The organism is Actinopolyspora xinjiangensis, assembly GCF_900104475.1.
GTDB lineage: Bacteria > Actinomycetota > Actinomycetes > Mycobacteriales > Pseudonocardiaceae > Actinopolyspora > Actinopolyspora xinjiangensis.
Genome location: NZ_FNJR01000011.1, coordinates 139,101 through 157,894 on the forward strand (window position 1 = coordinate 139,101; position 18,794 = coordinate 157,894).

Here is an 18,794-nt window from a genome sequence, read left to right on the forward strand (position 1 = left end):
GCGAGTCACTCCTCGGTGTCGGTCCTCACCAAGAGCGAGAGCTCGAGAGAGGTTCCGCCGACCCAGCACGGCGAGAAACCGACTCGACGACGCCCTGCTACGCCTGGGGTGGCCTGTCCAACAGCCTCGACAGCACCACCGTGGATACGGTTCGGTTGATGAACTCCACGGCGCGTAGCCGTTCCAAGGCCGTTTCGAGGTGGTGTATGTCGGCGGCGCGCAGATGCACTATCGCGTCCGCCTCCCCCGAAACGGTGTAGGCGCGTACCACCTCGGGGAGCGGTTCCAGCCCGGCGAGCAGCCGATCGGTGGGGACGTTGCCGTGGCAGTGCACTTCCACGAATGCCTCGGTCCCCCACCCGAGCGCCTCCGGGTCCACCACGGCGGTGAAGCCCTGCAGGATGCCGCTGTCCAGCAGTTTGTCCACCCGCCGCTTCACCGCGGGGGCGGAGAGACCGACGGCCTCGCCGATCTCCGCGTAGCTGGCTCTGGCGTCGGTGACTAACTGCGAAACGATCCGTTGATCCAGGGGGTCCATATGCAACATTCTGCCGCACTCACCGCAATGAAGGAGCATTGAATACCACAGAAGTACGCACTAGATTACGAATTATGTCGGTGTCCACTGTCGCAGCGCCCGATCCTGTTCAACGGCACGACACGAGCGAACGCGTACCGACGCGGCGCCACTACGTGATGTGCCCGCCGGAGTACTTCGCCGTGGAGTACTCCATCAATCCCTGGATGGATCCCGAGCGGCCGGTGGACACCGAGCTGGCGATGGAGCAGTGGCGCGAGCTCGCGGAGATCTACCGGCGGCTCGGCCACACCGTGGAGACGGTGCCTGCCCAGCCCGGCCTGCCCGACATGGTCTTCTCCGCCAACTCCGGAACCGTGATCGGCGGCAGGGTGCTCGGGGCGCGGTTCCGCTCCTCGGAGCGGGCCCCCGAGGCGGAGCACTTCCGCCGGTGGTTCGCCACCAGCGGCTACCGCGAGATCGTGATGCCCTCCCGGATCAACGAGGCCGAGGGCGACTTCGCCTGGACCGGGCAGCTGCTGCTGGCGGGAAGTGGTTTCCGCACCGACCCGCAGGCCCACGCCGAGGCGCAGGAGGTGCTCGGCGTGCCGGTCGTGTCGCTGCGGCTGACCGACCCCCGCTACTACCACCTGGACACCGCGTTGTTCGTCCTGCGGAAGGGGGAGCGACCCCAGGTCGCCTACTACCCCGAGGCGTTCTCCGAGGGATCGCAGCGAGTGCTGCGCAGGCTCTTCCCGGACGCCGTGATCGCTGACGCGGCCGACGCGGAGTGCCTGGGGCTCAACGGTGTCTCAGACGGCAAGCACGTCGTGCTGCCGAGCGAGGCCACCGGGCTCGCCGAACGACTGCGCTCACAGGGCTACGAGCCGCTGCTCACCGACATCTCCGAGCTGCGCAAGTCGGGCGGCGGCCCCAAGTGCTGCACGATGGAGCTGCACGAGTGAGCCGGGGACGAACGGCCTGACGGGCGGGGCGGTCGCTCCCGGTGCGGCGGCACGGTCCGGCGAGCGCGAACCGTGCCCGGGCGGGGCCGCTCACTCCTCCAGAACGGCCTGAACGTCCAGCTCGACCCGGACCGTCGGGCCGACCACACCGATCCCCTTGCTCAACAGCTGCTGCCAGTTCACCGAGTAGTCCTCGCGCCGCAGCTCGGTGGTGCAGTGGCACGCCGTTCTGGTGCCGTTCCACGACCGCGTTCCCAGGTAGGTGGTGTCCAGCTGCACGGGACTGCTCCTGCCGCGCAGCGTCAGCTGGCCGCCCACCGACCAGCGGTCACCGCGCAGCTGGGTCAGCCGGTCGCTGTGGAAGTACAGCCTCGGGTGGTTGGTCACGTCCAGAAAGTCCGCCGAGCGCAGATGGTCGTCCCGCATGCGTACGCCGGTGTCGATGCTGGCGGCGTCGATGGAGACCTCGACCTTCGACCTCTCGAACGGCTCGCGGACGGTGACGCGCCCCTCCAGCTCCCGGAACGCGCCGTGGATCTTCGACATGCCGATGTGCTGGGCGACGAACCGAATCTCGGTGTGGTCCTGGTCGAACGTCCACACCCCGGGATCGGGCAGCGCGCTCTCCGGGTCGCGCTTCAGTCTCACGGAACCGATCGCGGTGTGCCGGTTCGTGCGGACCTCGGCCCTGGTGCCCGTGCGCTGGTAGCCGCCCGCCGTGATCGACACCTTGTGCGTACCGGGCTGCACCGTCGCGAGGAAGAACCCGTACCCGTCGGTGCTCCCGCTGGCGACCTGCTGGTTCAGCCGGTTCACCACCGTCACGGTCGCCTCCGGCAGCGGGCGGTCGGCTTCGTCGTGTACCTGACAGCTCAGCGTCCCGCCGTCGAGCGGAGTGGGAGGCAGCGCGTTGCTCGCCCCCTCCCGGGCGGGTCTGCGCGTGGCACTACGTCCGAGCAGTTTCGACAAGACCAATCCGAATCCTCTCCGCCGCCGGCCGGATGCCGGTGGCAGCAGTACGCCTCGGAGCCCGTGCTTCGACCGCGGGTGCGCTCGGGACTCGCCGCTCGACGTCGAGCGGCGGTGCGGGAGCGGGCGGGAGGTTCCGCCGAGTGACCACCACGGCAACCGGTTCAGCAGAGCGCTGCTGGCAGGGCTCGGCCCCGCGCGTCGGCGACGAGCCGAGTGCACGAGCCGTTTGCAAGTTCTCAACAGTTTAGTTTCCTCGCGAGAGGAAGCTGATCGGTGGTGCTGTGAGCCCGGTCTCCATCGATTTTGTGACGTGTTCGGCGTGCCTTGTCACGGAACTGGCGGTAGACGCGCGACGTTGTCCGGGTGAGTTCTTCACGGGGCGCTCAGCGAGCGTGAAAAGCCGGAAACCGTGCGTGGTTCTCGGTCACGACGAGCTCGTCGCCCCCGGAAATCTGGTCCGGAGTCCGGGCGGAGGCGGAGTCACGTTGCACAGGAATTGGAACGGAGTCAAAACGGCGCTCCTGCTCGGCGCCATGAGTGCACTCATCGTGTTGATCGGAGCGCTGTTCGGGCGGTTCGGCATGGTCGTGGCGCTGCTGGTCGCGCTCGGCATGAACGGCTACGCGTACTTCAACTCGGCCAACCTCGCCCTGCGGTCGATGCGGGCCCGGCCGGTCTCAGAGGCCGAGCAGCCAGCCATGTACCGCATCGTGCGGGAACTGGCCACGGCCGCGAAGCAACCGATGCCCGCGTTGTACATCAGCCCCACTGTCGCGCCCAACGCGTTCGCGACCGGCCGCAACCCGCGCAACGCGGCCGTCTGCGCCACCGCAGGCATACTCGAACTGCTCGACGAGCGTGAACTGCGTGCGGTTCTCGGACACGAGCTCTCGCACGTCTACAACCGGGACATCCTGATATCGAGCGTGGCCGGGGCGCTGGCCAGCGCGGTCACCTTCATCGCCAACTTCGGGCTGCTCTTCGCGCACTTCGGCGGGGACGACGAGGACCGGCCGAACCTGATGGCGATGCTGCTGGTGTCCCTGCTCGGACCGGTGGCGGCGGGAGTGATCCAGATGGCGGTGAGCCGCTCACGCGAGTACCAGGCCGATTCCTCGGGGGCTGAGCTCACCGGGGACCCGCTCGCGCTGGCTTCCGCGTTGCGGAAACTGGAACGGGGCACCAAGCAGGCTCCGCTGGCGGCGGAGCCCAAGTTGGTCAGCGAATCCCACCTGATGATCGCCAACCCCTTCCGGCCCGGGGAGCGGATGACGAAGTTGTTCTCCACCCATCCACCCATCGCCGACCGGGTGCGTCGGCTGGAGGGGATGGCCGGGCGCCAGCTGCCCACCCATTACTGAGAGGGAGCATCAACACTCACGTGCGTGGCCGGGTAGCCGGCACGTGAGTCGGCGCCTTGCCGCGTTGGGCCGGCTGGTGAGTAGCGACCTGCGCGGCGAGCGGCCCGGCCTCGCGATGCATCCGACTCACGCACCGGGGACACCCGCGCCGCGACCCGCACGGCCGCGTCCCGACGGCGGCTCTCCGGTGGCGTCGATCTCGCGGGAGATCGACGGCCTCCGCGCGGGGAACCGCCCCCCATGTTCACCGTCGGCCTCGCCCAGCGGCGCGGCGATTTCGCGAGAGATCGACACCGCTCGTACGGGAGCCGACTCACTCGGCTCCGGCGTCCGGCTTCCTTCCGGCTATCGTCTCGGCGATCTCCATCACGTACCGTCCGTAGCCGGACTTGGACAGCTCCTCGCCGAGCCGGTGGCACGCCTCGGGAGTGATGTATCCCATGCGCAGGGCGATCTCCTCCAGGCACGCGATGCGCACCCCCTGGCGGTGCTCCAGTACCTGCACGAACTGCCCCGCTTCCAGCAGCGACTCGTGCGTTCCGGTGTCCAGCCAGGCGTAACCACGGTTCAACTCGACCAGCCGCGCCCTGCCCTGCCGGAGGTACTCGGAGTTGATGTCGGTGATCTCCAGCTCGCCGCGTGCCGAGGGGCGCAGCGTGCGCGCGATGTCGGTCACCTCGTTGTCGTAGAGGTAGAGCCCAGTGATCGCCTTGTTGGAACGGGGGGAGACGGGCTTCTCCTCCAGCGAGACGAGCCTGCCCGCACCGTCGGTCTCGCCGACCCCGTAGCGCTGCGGGTCGCGCACCGCGTAGCCGAACAGGGTGCAGCCCTCCAGCTCGACGGTGCTGCGCTGCAGCAGCTTCGACAATCCCTGGCCGTAGAAGATGTTGTCACCCAGCACCAGGGCCACGGAGTCCTCGCCGATGAAGTCGGCGCCGATCAGGAACGCCTCGGCCAGCCCGTTGGGCTCCGACTGGGTGGCGTACTCCATCCGCAGCCCGAGGTGAGAGCCGTCACCGAACAGGCGGCGGAACAGCGGGAGGTCGTCGGGTGTGGAGATCAGCAGGATGTCCCGGATGCCCGCCAGCATCAGCACCGACAGCGGGTAGTACACCATCGGTTTGTCGTAGACCGGGAGAAGTTGTTTGGACACCACCTGGGTGGCCGGGTGCAGCCGCGTGCCGTTGCCTCCGGCCAACACGATTCCCTTCACCGAGTTCTCCCGTCGACGGTTACGAGTACTGTGCGGGCGGCGGCGACGCCCCGCCGTCCGCCGCACCGCCCACGATCCTCAACGGTAGTTCTCGAACTGCAGTGCAACGTCGAAGTCGCTGTTTTTCAGTAGCGAGATCACGGCCTGCAGATCGTCTTTCTTCTTGCCCGACACCCGCAACTGGTCGCCCTGGATCTGCGCCTGCACCCCCTTGGGAGCCTCGTCGCGGATCTTCTTGGAGATCTTCTTGGCCGTCTCCTGTGCGATCCCCTGCTTGAGGGTGCCGGAGACCCGGTGCACCTGCCCGGAGCTCACCGGCTCGCCCAGATCGACCGCCTTCAACGAGATGCCGCGCTTGACCAGCTTCTCCTTGAACACCTCGACCGCCGCCCTGCAGCGTTCCTCGGTCTCGGACTCCAGCGTCACCGCCTCATCCCCGGACCAGCTGATCTTCGTGCCGGTGCCCCTGAAGTCGAAGCGGTTCGCGAGCTCCTTGGCCGCCTGGTTGAGCGCGTTGTCCACTTCCTGCCGGTCGACCTTGCTCACGACGTCGAACGACGGGTCCGCCATGTCGAAAACTCCTCACAAGCGCTGGTGTGGTGACCGATTACGCTACCCGGCCCCCCTTGTGGTCGAGCGGATGCCGGTATGTATGATTTTGGTACAAGCCAACAGCGGATGGCTGTCGAGCCGGGTTGCCCGAGCGGCCAAAGGGAGCTGACTGTAAATCAGCCGCGTTACGCTTCAGAGGTTCGAATCCTCTACCCGGCACACCGGGGAAACCGCCCTCTGACCTGCGAAGCCAGGACAGGGGGCGGTTTCTCGTGCGTCCGGTTGTGTCCGGGACTGTCCGGCGGTATCCGATCATTCACGCCAAATACGCGCCGAAATCTCAGCGGCCCTCCAGCGCCCGCTGGACCCGCGCCCGTGCTGCTTCCTCGCCGCCGTCGAGGCACTTGGCGTAGACGCGGAGCAGGACCCCGACGCTGTGCCCGGCCCACTGTGCTACCCGTGTTGGTTCCACTCCGGCGTTGAGCCACGTCGACACTGCGGCGTGTCGAAGATCATAGGGACGCTTGGCGAGCAGGGAATCTGTTACCTCGGGGGTGAACGTCGTGGCGCGAGCCCTGGCCCACGCTCGTCCGTAAACGCTGCTCGGCAAGCGCCCACCGTTCCGTTTCCCTCGGAAGAGACGACCATCCGAAGCAGTGCCGTAGGTGTTGATGTGGTTGTGCAAGATCTCGGTTAGTTCGGGTGAGCATGGCACTGGACGTCCCGCATCATCTGCTCTGTGCTTCAGCCCCCGCTCCTCGCTGCGGGTGCGTGTGTCGGTCCACTCCTCGCCCACTTCGGGGGTGGCTCGATCGAGGTACAACTCGCCCCAACCCTCGCTGGGCAACGAAATATCCTGCTTACGTAGGTTCGTAGCTTCCTCCGGGCGTAGGGCAGCGAAGTACATGAGAGCGAAGAACGCCACGAGCTGAGGATGTGTATCGCCCACTGCGCGTAGTAGCGACCTGGCCTGAACCGGGTTCGGAACGCTGCGGCGGTCCACTTGCCGGGCAGTGTTCTTGCTCTTTTTGGTCTTGACTTCGTTCATGGGGTTGTTGGTGAGCAACTTCTGTTCGACGGCGAAGTCGATCGCGTTCGTCAGCGTCGCCCTTCGCAGGCGCACTGTGTCAGGCGCGGCTCTTGTCCCGTCCAGGTTCACCTCAAGGTCGCTCAAGAGGCGGCGAAGGGTATCAGGATGGGCGAGTTCAGCCACCTTCCTGGTGTTGCTGCTGACCCAGCGAAGTGATTCATCGACTTGCTCGGAGCGAGCTTCGTGTCTCGTGTTCGGATTGAATGCCCGCCGCAGAGCTGTGCGAAGGGCTACTTGTCCTTTCTGGCCCGTCTTGCTCGGTGTCGTCTTGAGCATGGCAAAGGTGATCGGAATCAAGGAGTCGGCAATGCTTTTGCGGTGGCCCGGCGAGATGTCCGGCCACTTCATGTCCACGTATGCACAGGCGAAGTCGAACCACGTGGCGGACTCTGTATTGCGCATCATCGTGTGGGGGAGCCCGCTCTCAACGTCGAAGGCGACGCCATCCCCCATCGCCGCAACGAGCTTCGAGCGAAAGCTCTTGGCCAGCGCGCTCGTGGCGAACGATTCCTTGAATTGCCGCTTGTTCACCGTCCAACGGACGTAATATGTCGTCTTGGTCTTGCCTTTCCAGACTGCGGTCTTCCAGATGCGCACGTCATACGTGGTTTCGGTCATGCGGCGTTGTCCTCCAGGGTGTCGAGCCAGCTCTCGACGTCGGTGCGTCGGATACGAAGCTCGCCGTTCGGAAGCTTGAAGCAACGTGGAGCTATGCCCTTTGCACGCCACTCGTAGAAGGTCGATCGGCCGATGCTGATCTCCTCGCAGAACTGGGCCAGGGTCAGCCAGGTGCCGCTGTTTTTGGGCATGTTGTGTCTCCTTGCGGTTCTGTGTGGAAGCGATGACTCCGAATCAGGCCGCACCTTGGTCGTGCCGGTGGGTCGTCCCGGTCGTCCCAGGCGTCCCGATGCTGGTCAGGCTGGGACGGCTGGGTGGGTTGGGACGGGTTGTGCCGTCCCACTCGGTTGGTTGGCCGGGTGATGGTTCGGTGTCGCTGGGACGGCTTGGGTCGTCCCAGTGGGTTGTGCTGTCCCGCTGTGCGCTGGGGTGGGACGCTTGGGACGGCTGGGACGGTTCTGTGGCGGGGGGTGGGCAGTAGCGGTTCCAGGCGTCGAGGAAGTCGGCCCGCCGGTAGCCTTTGGCTTGGCTTCCGTCGGGGAAGCGGGTGTTGGCGCTTTTGATGCCGAATTCGCCCAGGAGTCGGGCGAGGCGGGAGGCGGTGAGGCCGTGCTGGCCCTGTTCGTGCCAGGGGGCTTCGGCGTCGTTGTTGAGCTGGTCCAGCAGGTATCGGGTGGTCACGGCCGCGTGGTCGCCGATGGCGGTGCGGCAGTCGGTGAGCAGCCGCACGGTCAGCGATTCCTGGTCCTGCTGGTCGGCTTCGGCCAGCAGCACGCGGGCGGCCTCGCGGGCGCGGTCGGGCCAGCTTCCTCCGGCGTGGTCGGCGACGATGATCAGCGGCTCCCACGTGTCGGCCGCGCGGTCTTCGACCGGCAGGGTGGGTTCGGCGTGTTCGAGGTGGCGCATGTCGCCGCGCAGCCACTGGGTGAGCTGGTCGGCGAGCTGGCTGAGGTGGGGCCGGTCGCGGCGGTGCCGGTAGGGCGAGACGGTCTCGCCCGGGGCACGGCGCCGCATGTGCAGCACCACCGCGCGATCCTCGATGGTGTCGGGCATCGCCCCGATCCCGGCCAAAGCCGCCATCGCGAAGGTCGGGATGGACTCCACCTGGTTGCTGGCGGCGTCGTAGCGTTTGGCGGGCCGGTTGCGCTGGTGTCCGGCGTTGAGCAGCCCGCGGAGATCTTCGTTGCCGTCGGCCTTGGCGCCGAAGATGGTGTCTGCCTCATCGACCAACATGGTGGGTGGGTCGTCGGTGATGCTGCGGTACACCGCCGAGGGGGAGGAGTTCACGGTCAGGAACGGGTCGTGGCAGGTGGCTTCGATGATGTCGACCAGCCTCGATTTGCCGCAGCGTTTGGCCGGTCCTCGGATGACCAGCCGGGGTGCGTGGGCCCAGGCGGGTTGGGCGTGGCTGGCGGCGATCCACAGCACCACGGCGTCGGTGGCTTCAGGGCTGGGAAGCACGACGTAGCGGGTCAGGGCCGCGTGCAGCTCGTCGAGCAGCGCCTCGCCGTGGGTGGTGGCCGCGGGTTCGGAGTCGGTCATGGATGGCTCGTTTCCGTGGTCGGGGACTGGGTCAGTCATGCGGCGTCGTGGTCGGCCAGGTGCCGGGGCCGTTGTGCTCCGGTGGTCAGTCCGGAGGTGATGGTGCGATCGCGTTGGGCGGGGGTGTAGGCCCCGGCGGTGATGTGGTGCTGGCTGGCGTGCTGGAGCATGCGGTAGACCTCGGCCTTGGTGAGGGCGCCTCCGGCGACGAGTTGGCCGAGGGCGCAGGCGGCCAGGAACAGGTTGCGGTTGCGGGTGCCTGGCTGGGCCTGTCGCACTCGTTGGGTCTCGGCGTCGAGTGCGGCCTTGAGGTAGCCGGAGCGGTGTGTGGAGGCGATCTCACGCGGCGCTGACTCGGCCACAGACGGGCTGGGTGCGAGCCGCTGGGCCAACCATCCGGGCAGTTCGACCGGCTCGCGGTCGTCGTGGAGCTCGTAAGCCCCGTCGGGAAGGGTCGAGCCGGGGGCGACGACGTAGCCACCGTGCGCGCGGGTGTCGACCAGCCACCCGAGCGTTCCCGCGGTGTTGCGGTACTGGGATCCGGCGGGGGCGCGGTAGTAGAGGTGCCACCCCCCGCTGGGAGTGCGCACGGTGTAGGTGGGCGGAAGTGTCTCGCCTACCCGGTGGGCCAGGTGCTCCAGCACGTCGGCACCGGTGCTGACCCCCACCATGCTCCAGCGGTCCGGGACGGGCTCGCCGGGCTTGGCCACGTCGAGGTCGAGGACCACGAGCCCGGCGGGACCGGTGGCTACGGCGATGTTGTAGGCATCATGTGACCAGCACCGGTCGATCACGTGTGCCTCGGTGGTGGCGCGGTGTTCCCATCCGGCGTGCCCGTCGGTGCAGGGGCCGGTGCCGGGGCAGTCGTCACGCCCGTGCAGCGCCGGGCGTTTCCCGTTCGGAACGAGCGGGAACACGGGCCAACGGTGGTCGTCGGTGATCTCGCGGGCGGAGCGGCGGAGCTGGTCGGCGGTACTCATCACTGGTCACGTCCTTTCGTCAACGCCGAGGAGGGGGCTCAGAACGGGGGCTCGGTGGAGAGGCCGGTGCTCGCTCTGGTGGGGCCGCTGCTGCTGGTGGGGGTGTCGCGGTGGGTTTTGCGGATGGTGGCGGTGGCGAACTTCAGCGACGCGCCGATCTCGGTGACCGCGAGTTCCATGACGGTGCGTTTCTCGCCGTGCTCGGTTTCCCAGGAGCGCTGTTTCAGTGCTCCGGTGACCAGCACGCGGTCGCCTTTCGACAGCGATTCGACGGCGTGTTCGGCTTCCTGGCGCCAGAGTTGGCACCGCAGGAAGGTGGCCGAGGCGTCGACCCACTGGCCTGCGTCCTTGTCGAATCGCCGTTCGTTGGCGGCCACGGTGAAGTTGGCGACGCACACCCCGGAATCGAGGTATTTGATCTCGGGGTCGGCGGTCAGCGTTCCGGCGACGGTGACCTCGGGCAGTCCTGGCATGGCTGTGTCCTTTCTGGGGTGTTGCCGTGTGCTGGTGGTGTTGGGGTTCAGTGGTGGTTGCGGCGGTGGGTTAGGCGGCGGGTGTGGTTGTAGAGGTGGCGTCCGAGGCGGAGGCGTAGTCCGGTGGCGTGGCAGTGGGGGCAGAGTCGGGTGGTGTTGATCAGTGGGGAGCGGAGTGTGCCGGTGCCGTGGCAGGCGCGGCAGGTCTTGAATGGCTGGAGTACACACGTGGCGACATAACTGAGGGTGATTGGCAGGGCGGGGAGGGCGAGGGTGGCTAGAGCGCTGAGGGTGGGGGTCATGCGGGTTTCTTTCGGGGGTGTGGGACGTGTTGGTCTGGGCGCCTCTAGGGGCTAGGGCGCTGGTCATTGCGGAGAGAGGTGTCTAGTGGGGCCTCTAGACCTAGAAGCTGCTGTCTCTAGGTCTAGAGGCGTGGCGAGGTCTAGCTCGCTTCCCCACGTCGGTTACGTTGTGCGACTGTTTTGGCGATGTCGGCGCGGGTGATGCCGATGCGGCTGGCGCCTTTGCCGTCGTCGGTGGTGCCCCAGACTTGGCCGGTGTGGATGTCGTGGCGTTTCAGGGCGGCGGTGAGGTCTTCGGCTTTGCTGTAGGTGCCGTAGGCCTCGGGGCGCAGTTCGACCAGCCTGGGGATGACGCGTTCGTTCCAGACCTTCTTTTCGGTCTCGGGCACGACGGTGAGGATGTCTTCCAGCAGCGTGTCGCGGCGGGTCTCGTCGGGTTCGGGGGCTTGGCCGATGGCGTGGCCGGACAGTGTTCCGGCGTGGTGGCGCAGGGTGCGGGCGTGGGCGGCGATTTTTTCCGAGGTGGGCCCGTCGAGTCCGGCGACGGTGCGCACGATGTCGGCGTCGGCGCCTTCCCCGACGAGGTAGCCGATGCCCTTGTCTTCCCAGGCGAAGGTGGTGGCCCGCACGCCCTGTTTGTATTTCGAGGTGCCCAGCACCATGTCGTTTTCGGTCTGCCCTTGGACTTTGAGGCAGAACCGGGTGGAGACGTTGGCGCTGATGCCGGTGGGCAGGCTTTTGGCGTCAGGGCGTTGGGTGGCCAGGATCAGCACGATGCCCAGGGCGGGGCCGCGTTTGACGAGGTCGGTGCAGATGTCTTCGAGTTCGTCGCCGTGCTGGTCGTGTTCGAACCACACCTGGCATTCGTCCACCCCGATCACGATCGGGTGCAGCCCGAGGCTGGTCTTGTTGGCCAGCTCGGGGGTGACCTTGTTTTCCGGGCACTGGCCTTTCTTGGCCAGATCACGGATCAGGCGTGCCCGGCGGCGCAGCTCGTCGCGCAGTCCGCGCATGTCGGTCAGGGCCGCTTCGATTTCCTCGGGTTCGTCGCCGACCCCGTGCCGGTGGGTGACCTTTTCCAGCGGGTCGAGGTCGCCGGTGCCTTTCAGGTCGTAGGTGTGCAGCTCGGCGCGAGGGTCCAGGGCGGCGATCAGCAGCAGCTCGCGCAGGGCGAAGGTCTTGCCCATGCGGGGGATCGAGCCGATGGCCACCGACACGAACATCAGGGTCAGATCCACCCAGCGGCCGCGCTGGTTGGTGCCGAACGGTTGTGGCTGGAACAAATCCACCGCTGAGCCGTTGCGCAGCGGCCACGTGGGTTGTTTGGCCTTGCGCATGTCTTTGTCACCGACCCAGAGCACGAGCCGCCCGGCGTGTTCGGACGGGTCGGATTCCGGCCAGACACAGCCGACCGGGCGGCGCAGACCGGAGGCGAGCTTGCCTCGGCGTTCCAGCACGTCGCCGGGGGTGGCGCCGGGCGGCAGGTCCACATCGGCGCGCCAGCCTTTGCCGTCGCGGCTGATCGGTTTCGGGAACCCGATGCCCGAGCCGCCTTTGGCCAGGGCCTGGTTGATCTGGGAAATGCCCAGCGAGGCCAGGGCGGTCTCGACGATGTTGCTGGTCAGTTTCGGGGCCTTGGTCGATTCGACCGCCCGCGAGACGACCGGCTGATCGGCCGGAGCGCCCAGCCAGCCCAGCCCGGCCACGGCGGTGGCCACCACCGCCCATTCGGCCAGCGCGGGCAGCAGTGCGTGTCCGGTCAGCACGGCCGCGACACCGGCCACACTCAGCCCGCAGGCCACCACCGAGCGGGCACGCACCCGCCCGTCCCGCTGGGTGGCCAGCTTCAGATATTCGCTGGCGTCTTCACGACGCGCCGCCGCGTGCCGCACCGGGCGCCCTTCGGCGTCGGTGACCCACCGGACCAAGCCCTGGAGCAGCCGCCACGAGCCGTGCGGCACCCGAGCCAGCACACGGGCCACATACACTGGGCAGCGCACCGCGTGATACGCCGCGCTGTGGCCTACGTAGGCCAGTGCCCACCGGGTGGCTTCCCGAAACTCCTCGCGATCCGACAGCCAGGTCGGAAGCACCGGACGCCACGCCACCGACTCCGACGCTGATCGAGCGGGTTCGGTGCCTGGCGTGTCCGGCTGGTCCACCGGGCTCGGCGTGGTGGTGTCGTCGACCAGTTCGGCCTCGAGCACCTCCGAGGGATCCGTGGGTTCTGCCTGCCCGCCGGTCGCGGTGGGGAAGGCATACACCCGCGCGTGCTCAGCATCGGCGGTCTCGGTGTGTACGTGGTGAGTGTGGTCGGTCATCAGTGGGCCTCCCGCTCACGCTCGGGGCTGCTGTGCAGCAGGTGGGTCAAGGCAGCGCCCATGCCCAGCACGGCCACGGGCAGACACGACACGGCGGTGGTGATCGGCCACGGGGCGTGGGTCATCCCGGCGGCGGTCATCAGGTGGTAGGCCACCTGCCCGGCGCCTCCCAACGCCAGCGAACCCAACGCGGACCATTTCGCGAACCGGCGGGCCTGGGCCGGTACCCGGCCGGACAGCCACACCCGCAGGGCGTAGGCGGCGTAGGTCTCCACCCCGATCGGCAACGTGATCGCCGTGTTGATCCGCAGCGAGTCCCAGATGCCCGGCAGGGGGTGGACTACCCCGAACCCGGTCAGCGATCCCAGCCCGACCCAGCCGGACCAGATCGCCACGAACGCGGGCAACGCCAGCAGCAGCACCGGCCACGCCGCCGGGACACGAGCCGTGCTGGCCGGTGCGGACCGCTCGCCCGGTTCTGGGTTCGCGACTGGTGTGTCCTGCTCCGAGGCCGACGCAGCCTCCTCGGCTTCCTCGGAGGTCTCGCTGGGGCTTGAGTCCGGATCTGCTTCCGCGTCCTCCGTAGTCTCGGTTTCGTGGGTGAGGGGCTCCTCAGACGGGAGCGAGTCGCTGTCGGTCTCGTCGATATCAACCCCCGGCGCGGACTCGCCCGGCTCGGGCTGGACAGGTTGCTGGACGGACTGGTCCGCACCGGCGGACCCGGCGGTCTCCGACTCGCTGTCGAGCTGAGCCCGCACCGTCGTGGCCTTGCGGGCACCGATACGGAACTCGCTCATCAACCGATTCCGCGACGGGGTCTGCCCGAGCCGCCCGGCCAACTCACGCGCCTGCGGCATCAACTCCTCAACACTGATCGGATACGCACTACGCGCATTCACCGTGGGAGCACTCACCGCCACTCACCCCCTCGCCCGGCACGAGCAGACGACGAGGCGGCCGGGGTCGGGGGAATGCGATTCCCGACAGCCAACAACCGCTCGGTAGCGCGGTCACAGACCCGCACCGCGATGGCCATCACCACAGCCGGGAACCGCAACGCCACCACCACCAGGAACAACAAACCCACTAAGAAAGCACGAGGCGCCGTGTAAGCACTCAGATAATCCATCGACGTCACGCCGCATCCCCTCCCTTCGCGGGTCCGGTGGACGGGGTGGTGTCGGTGGGCTCGGTGAGGTGTTCGGCCAGGTGCTGGGCGCACTCGCAGGCGGTGGTGGTGGGATAGCCCCACTGCTCCAGCAGGCCCACCAGGTCGAGCACCAGCCCGATCGGCAGGCCCCGGCCGGGCTCGGCCCCTCGGGGCGCGGGGATCGTCTCGGGACGACAGGGTGCGGGCGCGGTGCGCGAGACGTTGCCGGTGCTCATGCCGCTTCACCCCCAGCGGTGCGGGCGATGCGGGCGATCTGCTGGAATTCGTGCTGGTCACAGCGCAGGCACATGCGGTGCTGGTGGCCACACCAGTACCCCGGCGTGGCGGGGTGGCGGTCGCCCGAGCACAGGCACAACCGCCACGCGCCCCAGTCGTGCCCGGAGAGGGCGCAGGACCACGTCAAGCGGCACAGGTGGCAGGTGATCCGCCCGTCGTCGCCGATGCTCCAGCGGTACTCGTCGGGCAGCTCGGTGTTGGTGATGAGCTGCCGCAGCTCACGGGGCGACGGCAGATACAGCACACCTTCGCCGTCCTCGCCGAACTGGCGACCGCACTCGTCGCAGAGGGCGACAACACAAGTGATGGTCTCTAGCATGGGGACTTCCTTCCGTGATTCCTGACGGAGCGGTGGGAACCCGGCCCGGCAGGCGGTTCTTGGTCGGATTGCTGCCGGGCCGGGGCGGGGTCAGCGGCGGTACCAGGGCACGTGCTCGGCGGCCTCGGCCACTCGTTGGTTGGCGGTCAGGTAGTCGTCGGACTCGTACCCGTCACGGCGGCTGATCCGGTCGAGTTCGGCCTTGGCCTGCCTGTACTCGTCGATGGCGGCCTTCTTCTCCTGCTTGTCGTTCCTGCGCATTGCTCGTCCTCCGTTTCGTGCTGACGGTCGGTGAGGGTCGGGGCGGGGTCACTGCTTGCTGCGGCGGCGGGCTTCCTGGATTTCGGCGTTGCTGCTGTTGCGTTTAGCCGCGTTCAATGCGGCTTCGGCCTGCCGGAAGAGCTGTTCGCCGTTGGGGCGGTCGATGCACATCGCCGCGTCGTAGTCCTCCTCCATCGCGGCCACCAGGCGCCGCACCTGCGTGTCCCGGACCGGTTCGGACGTGCCCGGCTGGGATTTCTTGTTGAACAGACCCATGGTTCGCTCCTTGTCTCTTCTCGCTCGTCGGTGCTGGACAGGTTCAGTTCGGTGTCGGCGGGATGGGTGTGGGCTCGCTGAATCCGGCGTAGAACCCGCAGACGGTGCAGGTGGGGTCGGTGTTCTCGCCGTCGTCGGCGATGGCCCACCGCCACACCCCGGTGGCCGGGGAACGGCCCTGCTCGGCGCAGCGGGGGCAGGGGATCCGTGGGGTGTCGATGATGTGCGGCACGGTCGGTGTCCTTCCTGGTCGGTGTGTGGTGGGTCAGGTCAGTCCGGCGTCGTGCAGGATGTGGGCGTGGTCGAACGCGAGGTCTGCCGTGTGCAGCGCGTTCAGGGAGTGCCAGGCGGCGTCGCGGGCGTCGTCTCCGGCCTGGAGCGCGGCCCGGCGGGGCAGGGCGAGGTGGTAGGCCACCGAGATCACTCGGCCTCGGGGGTCGCGGTCGGGGTGGTCGTAGATGCCCAGGCGTGTCAGTGCGCCGGCGGGGGGTGTCCAGCCCGGTTTCCTCGCCGAGTTCGCGAACCGCCGCGTCGCGGAACCGTTCGCCGTCATCGACGTAGCCGCCGGGTAGGGCCAGGTGTCCCTGGTACGGGGGCCAGTCGCGGCGGATGAGCAGCACGCACTCCTCGGCGGTGACCACGAGGTCGGTGGTCAGGTGCGCCCCGGTCGTTTCGGTCATGGCAAGGTCCTTTCGTGCTCGGCGGGTAGTGGTCACAGCTGGCTGGCGTAGGACTCGATGGCCTCGGCCCCGGTGTGCAGCAGTCCCCGCAACTGCTCCAGCTCGTCCCGAGCGCGGGCATAGGTGCCGGTGGCCTCCTGAATGGCGGGCTGGGTACTGCTTCCGGCGGCCTGCTGGAGCAGTTGGGTGATCTGTTCGATCTCGTCGATCGCCTGGGCCAGCGCTCCCTGGGCGTAGCGGCTCTTCTCGGTGCTGCTCAGCAGCGCGTGGCGGATCTCGTCGATACCGGACATGGCGGTAGAACCTCCTGACGACGGTGGTGACGGGGCGGCGTCTGGGTGGCTGGTCGCCCCGCGGGTGGGTGCTGGCTGGTGTGCTGCGGGTGGTGTGCCGGGAGCCGGGAGGGAGGCGGGCAGATAGTGGCCATAGCCATGCCGGGTGAGCAGCAGCCGGGCGAAGTGCTCATACGCCGCCAGCGCGGCCTTGGGCAGCTCCCGGGCCCACCACAGGTCATCGCCCCGATGACGCTGCATTCCGCTGATCACGGCACCGGGCAGGTCCGAACTGGGCATCAGCCGGGGTCGCACCGGAGCGTCGAGCGCCTCGCGGTAGCGCGCCAGCATCGACTCGACGAACGTGTCACCGAAGATCTCCAGCACGGTGTCACCGGGCGTCCGCGCGGCCGAATGAACCGGGTGCCACGTCCCGTCGGAGTACTGAGCCTCGACCACGAGCACCGGCCAACCGGTGTAGGACGCGACCGCCCCGGACAAGCCGAAACAGGCGAACCGGCCGAAGTACTCCTGAGCCCACCAGTCGATCTGACCGCTGGTCAGTACCACCTCGCTGTACCCATTCCCCGTCCGATTCTCACCCGTGGTGATCCGCACCTGACCCGAAAAATCAACCCCCAACGGCACCGAACCCGCACCCATCAGACACACGTCCCCTCACACCAGAAAACGAAAACTCGAAAAGAAGACCGAAAACGGACTCAGAAAGTCAGGGCTGCTGAAGCATCAGGCGACCTCCTCACTCACCCAAGGGAAAGCCCCTGACCGGCGCGAACCCAGCGAAACCACCTCAGCAACAGGCCCCTCCGGAACCGTCTCCGCTTCCTCGACGACCTCGCCCACCTCATCCACCACCACCCGATGCCAGTACGCCAGCACCGCAAGCCGGTCCCAGTCCTCCAGCGGCGACTCCGTGGCAGCGAGCTCCTCACCATCCAGCACCTCGGTCACAAGGCTGGTGCTTCGGTTGAACTTCATTGGCTTTGAACCTCCTCGACGTGTTCGCGCTTAAGTTTGCGCTAAAAATCGCGGTAATGCAAGCGCTAGCTGGAACTTGTGGGCCGACTTGGGAGTTCTCTGGGTGACCAAGCGACACGTAGGCGCTAGGATTTGCGCAGGTATACGCGGTTATGGGGAGAGCTGATGACTAGGGACTGGCAGGCGGTCGCCGAGGCGATTAACACTCGAATGGAGGAGTTGGACCTCAGTCAGCAGGAGCTGGCTACGCGCTCCGGTGTCTCCGTGGCCACGCTGCGCGAGCTGCAGCACAACAAGAACCCGCGACGTCGCAGTGCCCGGTTGCTGGCTGCCATCTCCGAAGGACTGCGCTGGCCGTCGGACTACCTCGCGAAGCTCGCCGAAGGCGAAGACGCTAATGAACCTACGGCCGGTCCTGCCCTCGATGCTCTGCGCGAGGTCAGGGAAGAACTCGCCGAACTGCGTCAACGGGTAGCCGCTCTCGAAAAGGATCACTGAGTCCCTTGAGCGACCCTCATGAAGAACGCGGCGAAGCCATCGACCACAGCCCCTAACGCCGAGAAACCACTGTTCACGATCTGAGCTGCCTGCACTGGCTGCTTGACCACCAGCGTCAATACAGCCAGTGCGGCCAACACACCAATGATCTTTCCGAGCTTGCCCCCGCCACCCGGCATCGGCATGGGCATCGGTGACTGCTTCGCCATGACTCGCACCCTCCGTTCCGAACCGCCCATGTCGGCTCGCTGTCTCGGTCATGGCTTCATTTCACCGGTACGAAAAGGACACTCCCACGGCTTTTTCCGGGCGCTTGCAGACGTCTCAGCAGCCCGATAACGTCCCGAATCGTCCCTGAAACGTCCTCTCTTGCAGGAGCTAACTTGGCGAATGAGCGCTTACGTGCAGCTTTGAGTGCCTCCGGGCTGACGGTTGAGGACGTTTCCGAGAAGCTCGGAGTTGATCGCAAGACAGTCGAGCGGTGGATCACCCACGAGAACCGCAAACCGCACCGCTCCACGAGGAAAGCGGTAGCAAGGCTGCTCAGCGTGGACGAGGTTCACCTGTGGCCGCAGCTAGCCGACGATCCGCACACTCATCCGGCCAGCGAGACCGAGTTGGTCCAGCTGTATCCGACCCGCTCCGCGGTGCCCTTCTCGTTGTGGAACGAGCTGATAGCCGGTATAGAGCAACAGATGGATGTGCTGGTCTTCTCCGGGCAGTTCCTCGTCGAGCAGCACAACATCCTGCCCATCGTGCGACGCAAGGTCGAGCAGGGTGTCCGGTTTCGCTTCCTCGTGGGTGACGAGTCCTCCTCGACGGTGATTCAGCGCGCGATGGAGGAAGGCACCAGTGGCGGACTCGAAGGCCGTATTCAGATGATGCGCCGCTACTTGGCGGAAATCTCCGGGCTCAACGGTGTCGACGTACGCACGCACAGCACGATTCTCTACAACTCGTTCTACCGCTTCGACGACCAACTGCTCGTCAACGGCCATGCGTACGGCTCATTGGCTGGCCAGAACCCGGTGATGCACCTTCGCCGCCTGGACGGCGGGTTGATGTGGCAGCACTACATGAAATCCTTCGAGCGAGTCTGGGAACAGGCAACGCCCGAACCTGCCTAGGAGGACAGC

General features: G+C 67.1%; 25 protein-coding genes, 1 tRNA gene and 1 pseudogene. 5 read left to right on the plus strand and 22 right to left on the minus strand.

Annotated elements, in window-relative coordinates; translation table 11 throughout:
- Positions 1 to 97 precede the first annotated feature (97 nt).
- Positions 98 to 538, minus strand: coding sequence for an Lrp/AsnC family transcriptional regulator (locus BLQ75_RS17085; RefSeq protein WP_170837542.1), 441 nt, complete (start codon positions 536 to 538; stop codon positions 98 to 100).
- Between the two features lie 74 nt (positions 539 to 612).
- On the opposite strand from BLQ75_RS17085, the gene ddaH reads away from it, so the two are divergent.
- Positions 613 to 1,482 carry a dimethylargininase gene (gene ddaH / locus BLQ75_RS17090; protein ID WP_092603535.1) on the plus strand — a complete coding sequence of 290 codons (870 nt, stop codon included), beginning with the start codon at positions 613 to 615 and terminating at the stop codon, positions 1,480 to 1,482.
- A gap of 90 nt (positions 1,483 to 1,572) precedes the next feature.
- Here the strand turns inward: ddaH and BLQ75_RS17095 are convergent, their stop codons facing one another.
- Positions 1,573 to 2,457 carry a YceI family protein gene (locus tag BLQ75_RS17095; protein WP_092603537.1) on the minus strand — a complete coding sequence of 295 codons (885 nt, stop codon included), beginning with the start codon at positions 2,455 to 2,457 and terminating at the stop codon, positions 1,573 to 1,575.
- 482 nt (positions 2,458 to 2,939) lie between these two features.
- On the opposite strand from BLQ75_RS17095, the gene htpX reads away from it, so the two are divergent.
- On the plus strand, positions 2,940 to 3,815 hold the full coding sequence (gene htpX / locus BLQ75_RS17100; protein ID WP_092603716.1) for a zinc metalloprotease HtpX: 876 nt from the start codon (positions 2,940 to 2,942) through the stop codon (positions 3,813 to 3,815).
- Between the two features lie 313 nt (positions 3,816 to 4,128).
- Here the strand turns inward: htpX and rfbA are convergent, their stop codons facing one another.
- On the minus strand, positions 4,129 to 5,028 hold the full coding sequence (gene rfbA / locus BLQ75_RS17105) for a glucose-1-phosphate thymidylyltransferase RfbA (RefSeq protein ID WP_092603539.1): 900 nt from the start codon (positions 5,026 to 5,028) through the stop codon (positions 4,129 to 4,131).
- A 78-nt stretch (positions 5,029 to 5,106) separates the two neighbouring features.
- Positions 5,107 to 5,598, minus strand: a complete 492-nt coding sequence (locus tag BLQ75_RS17110; RefSeq protein ID WP_092603540.1) for a YajQ family cyclic di-GMP-binding protein — start codon at positions 5,596 to 5,598, stop codon at positions 5,107 to 5,109.
- A 119-nt stretch (positions 5,599 to 5,717) separates the two neighbouring features.
- Between BLQ75_RS17110 and BLQ75_RS17115 the strand changes: the two genes are divergently transcribed.
- A tRNA-Tyr gene (locus BLQ75_RS17115) sits at positions 5,718 to 5,799 on the plus strand.
- 121 nt (positions 5,800 to 5,920) lie between these two features.
- Here BLQ75_RS17115 and BLQ75_RS17120 read toward each other — a convergent pair.
- The 17 genes and pseudogenes from BLQ75_RS17120 to BLQ75_RS17195 all read right to left on the minus strand — a co-directional run bounded on the left by BLQ75_RS17120 (position 5,921) and on the right by BLQ75_RS17195 (position 17,160).
- Positions 5,921 to 7,288, minus strand: a complete 1,368-nt coding sequence (locus BLQ75_RS17120; RefSeq protein WP_092603542.1) for a tyrosine-type recombinase/integrase — start codon at positions 7,286 to 7,288, stop codon at positions 5,921 to 5,923.
- Positions 7,285 to 7,479, minus strand: a complete 195-nt coding sequence (locus BLQ75_RS17125; protein WP_092603544.1) for a helix-turn-helix transcriptional regulator — start codon at positions 7,477 to 7,479, stop codon at positions 7,285 to 7,287. Before BLQ75_RS17125 ends, BLQ75_RS17120 begins: the two co-directional genes overlap by 4 nt.
- A gap of 43 nt (positions 7,480 to 7,522) precedes the next feature.
- A complete protein-coding gene (locus tag BLQ75_RS17130; RefSeq protein WP_092603546.1) occupies positions 7,523 to 8,830 on the minus strand; it encodes a DUF3631 domain-containing protein in 1,308 nt (435 codons plus the stop codon).
- A gap of 35 nt (positions 8,831 to 8,865) precedes the next feature.
- Positions 8,866 to 9,810 (minus strand): bifunctional DNA primase/polymerase, encoded by a 945-nt coding sequence (locus BLQ75_RS17135; RefSeq protein WP_092603548.1) that lies wholly within the window; start codon positions 9,808 to 9,810, stop codon positions 8,866 to 8,868.
- Positions 9,811 to 9,848: 38 nt separating this feature from the next.
- Positions 9,849 to 10,283 (minus strand): single-stranded DNA-binding protein, encoded by a 435-nt coding sequence (gene ssb / locus BLQ75_RS17140; protein ID WP_092603550.1) that lies wholly within the window; start codon positions 10,281 to 10,283, stop codon positions 9,849 to 9,851.
- Between the two features lie 442 nt (positions 10,284 to 10,725).
- Positions 10,726 to 12,906: an FtsK/SpoIIIE domain-containing protein gene (locus tag BLQ75_RS17150; protein ID WP_092603554.1), complete on the minus strand. Its 2,181-nt coding sequence runs from the start codon at positions 12,904 to 12,906 to the stop codon at positions 10,726 to 10,728.
- Positions 12,906 to 13,820, minus strand: a complete 915-nt coding sequence (locus tag BLQ75_RS17155; protein ID WP_092603718.1) for a hypothetical protein — start codon at positions 13,818 to 13,820, stop codon at positions 12,906 to 12,908. The genes BLQ75_RS17150 and BLQ75_RS17155 overlap by 1 nt, the downstream gene beginning before the upstream one ends.
- Positions 13,817 to 13,993, minus strand: a complete 177-nt coding sequence (locus BLQ75_RS17160; protein WP_211481433.1) for a hypothetical protein — start codon at positions 13,991 to 13,993, stop codon at positions 13,817 to 13,819. The genes BLQ75_RS17155 and BLQ75_RS17160 overlap by 4 nt, the downstream gene beginning before the upstream one ends.
- A 47-nt stretch (positions 13,994 to 14,040) precedes the next feature.
- Positions 14,041 to 14,292: a hypothetical protein gene (locus BLQ75_RS17165; protein WP_092603556.1), complete on the minus strand. Its 252-nt coding sequence runs from the start codon at positions 14,290 to 14,292 to the stop codon at positions 14,041 to 14,043.
- Positions 14,289 to 14,672, minus strand: coding sequence for a hypothetical protein (locus BLQ75_RS17170; protein WP_092603558.1), 384 nt, complete (start codon positions 14,670 to 14,672; stop codon positions 14,289 to 14,291). The genes BLQ75_RS17165 and BLQ75_RS17170 overlap by 4 nt, the downstream gene beginning before the upstream one ends.
- Before the next feature lie 90 nt (positions 14,673 to 14,762).
- Positions 14,763 to 14,933, minus strand: a complete 171-nt coding sequence (locus BLQ75_RS23580) for a hypothetical protein (protein WP_170837543.1) — start codon at positions 14,931 to 14,933, stop codon at positions 14,763 to 14,765.
- A 48-nt stretch (positions 14,934 to 14,981) separates the two neighbouring features.
- On the minus strand, positions 14,982 to 15,209 hold the full coding sequence (locus tag BLQ75_RS24250; protein WP_092603560.1) for a hypothetical protein: 228 nt from the start codon (positions 15,207 to 15,209) through the stop codon (positions 14,982 to 14,984).
- 43 nt (positions 15,210 to 15,252) lie between these two features.
- Positions 15,253 to 15,441: a hypothetical protein gene (locus BLQ75_RS24255; protein ID WP_092603562.1), complete on the minus strand. Its 189-nt coding sequence runs from the start codon at positions 15,439 to 15,441 to the stop codon at positions 15,253 to 15,255.
- A 33-nt stretch (positions 15,442 to 15,474) separates the two neighbouring features.
- Positions 15,475 to 15,762, minus strand: coding sequence for an NUDIX hydrolase (locus BLQ75_RS24260; RefSeq protein ID WP_244515658.1), 288 nt, complete (start codon positions 15,760 to 15,762; stop codon positions 15,475 to 15,477).
- Positions 15,758 to 15,889, minus strand: a pseudogene (locus tag BLQ75_RS24750) (NUDIX domain-containing protein); the annotation flags it as partial. The pseudogene BLQ75_RS24750 and the gene BLQ75_RS24260, both read right to left, overlap by 5 nt.
- A gap of 32 nt (positions 15,890 to 15,921) precedes the next feature.
- Positions 15,922 to 16,731: a hypothetical protein gene (locus BLQ75_RS17190; RefSeq protein ID WP_139183015.1), complete on the minus strand. Its 810-nt coding sequence runs from the start codon at positions 16,729 to 16,731 to the stop codon at positions 15,922 to 15,924.
- 177 nt (positions 16,732 to 16,908) lie between these two features.
- A complete protein-coding gene (locus BLQ75_RS17195) occupies positions 16,909 to 17,160 on the minus strand; it encodes a hypothetical protein (RefSeq protein ID WP_092603566.1) in 252 nt (83 codons plus the stop codon).
- Positions 17,161 to 17,325: 165 nt separating this feature from the next.
- Between BLQ75_RS17195 and BLQ75_RS17200 the strand changes: the two genes are divergently transcribed.
- The gene (locus tag BLQ75_RS17200; protein WP_092603568.1) at positions 17,326 to 17,658 is read left to right on the plus strand and encodes a helix-turn-helix domain-containing protein; all 333 of its coding nucleotides are present in this window, start codon (positions 17,326 to 17,328) and stop codon (positions 17,656 to 17,658) included.
- Here BLQ75_RS17200 and BLQ75_RS17205 read toward each other — a convergent pair.
- Complete coding sequence (locus BLQ75_RS17205) at positions 17,652 to 17,867, minus strand: hypothetical protein (protein WP_092603570.1); 216 nt, start codon at positions 17,865 to 17,867, stop codon at positions 17,652 to 17,654. The genes BLQ75_RS17200 and BLQ75_RS17205 overlap by 7 nt on opposite strands.
- Positions 17,868 to 18,041: 174 nt before the next feature.
- Between BLQ75_RS17205 and BLQ75_RS17210 the strand changes: the two genes are divergently transcribed.
- Positions 18,042 to 18,785: a helix-turn-helix domain-containing protein gene (locus BLQ75_RS17210; RefSeq protein ID WP_092603572.1), complete on the plus strand. Its 744-nt coding sequence runs from the start codon at positions 18,042 to 18,044 to the stop codon at positions 18,783 to 18,785.
- Positions 18,786 to 18,794: the final 9 nt, after the last annotated feature.

Coding starts and splice junctions, on each gene's coding strand:
- BLQ75_RS17125 (WP_092603544.1), bottom strand. CDS start 7,479: ATGCCCAAAAACAGCGGCACCTGGCTGACCCTGGCCCAGTTCTGCGAG.
- BLQ75_RS17130 (WP_092603546.1), bottom strand. CDS start 8,830: ATGACCGACTCCGAACCCGCGGCCACCACCCACGGCGAGGCGCTGCTC.
- BLQ75_RS17135 (WP_092603548.1), bottom strand. CDS start 9,810: ATGAGTACCGCCGACCAGCTCCGCCGCTCCGCCCGCGAGATCACCGAC.
- BLQ75_RS24250 (WP_092603560.1), bottom strand. CDS start 15,209: ATGGGTCTGTTCAACAAGAAATCCCAGCCGGGCACGTCCGAACCGGTC.
- BLQ75_RS17150 (WP_092603554.1), bottom strand. CDS start 12,906: ATGACCGACCACACTCACCACGTACACACCGAGACCGCCGATGCTGAG.
- BLQ75_RS24260 (WP_244515658.1), bottom strand. CDS start 15,762: ATGACGGCGAACGGTTCCGCGACGCGGCGGTTCGCGAACTCGGCGAGG.
- BLQ75_RS17165 (WP_092603556.1), bottom strand. CDS start 14,292: ATGAGCACCGGCAACGTCTCGCGCACCGCGCCCGCACCCTGTCGTCCC.
- ddaH (WP_092603535.1), top strand. CDS start 613: ATGTCGGTGTCCACTGTCGCAGCGCCCGATCCTGTTCAACGGCACGAC.
- BLQ75_RS17110 (WP_092603540.1), bottom strand. CDS start 5,598: ATGGCGGACCCGTCGTTCGACGTCGTGAGCAAGGTCGACCGGCAGGAA.
- BLQ75_RS17195 (WP_092603566.1), bottom strand. CDS start 17,160: ATGAAGTTCAACCGAAGCACCAGCCTTGTGACCGAGGTGCTGGATGGT.
- BLQ75_RS17200 (WP_092603568.1), top strand. CDS start 17,326: ATGACTAGGGACTGGCAGGCGGTCGCCGAGGCGATTAACACTCGAATG.
- BLQ75_RS23580 (WP_170837543.1), bottom strand. CDS start 14,933: ATGCGCAGGAACGACAAGCAGGAGAAGAAGGCCGCCATCGACGAGTAC.
- BLQ75_RS17120 (WP_092603542.1), bottom strand. CDS start 7,288: ATGACCGAAACCACGTATGACGTGCGCATCTGGAAGACCGCAGTCTGG.
- BLQ75_RS17085 (WP_170837542.1), bottom strand. CDS start 538: ATGGACCCCCTGGATCAACGGATCGTTTCGCAGTTAGTCACCGACGCC.
- BLQ75_RS17170 (WP_092603558.1), bottom strand. CDS start 14,672: ATGCTAGAGACCATCACTTGTGTTGTCGCCCTCTGCGACGAGTGCGGT.
- ssb (WP_092603550.1), bottom strand. CDS start 10,283: ATGCCAGGACTGCCCGAGGTCACCGTCGCCGGAACGCTGACCGCCGAC.
- BLQ75_RS17205 (WP_092603570.1), bottom strand. CDS start 17,867: ATGGCGAAGCAGTCACCGATGCCCATGCCGATGCCGGGTGGCGGGGGC.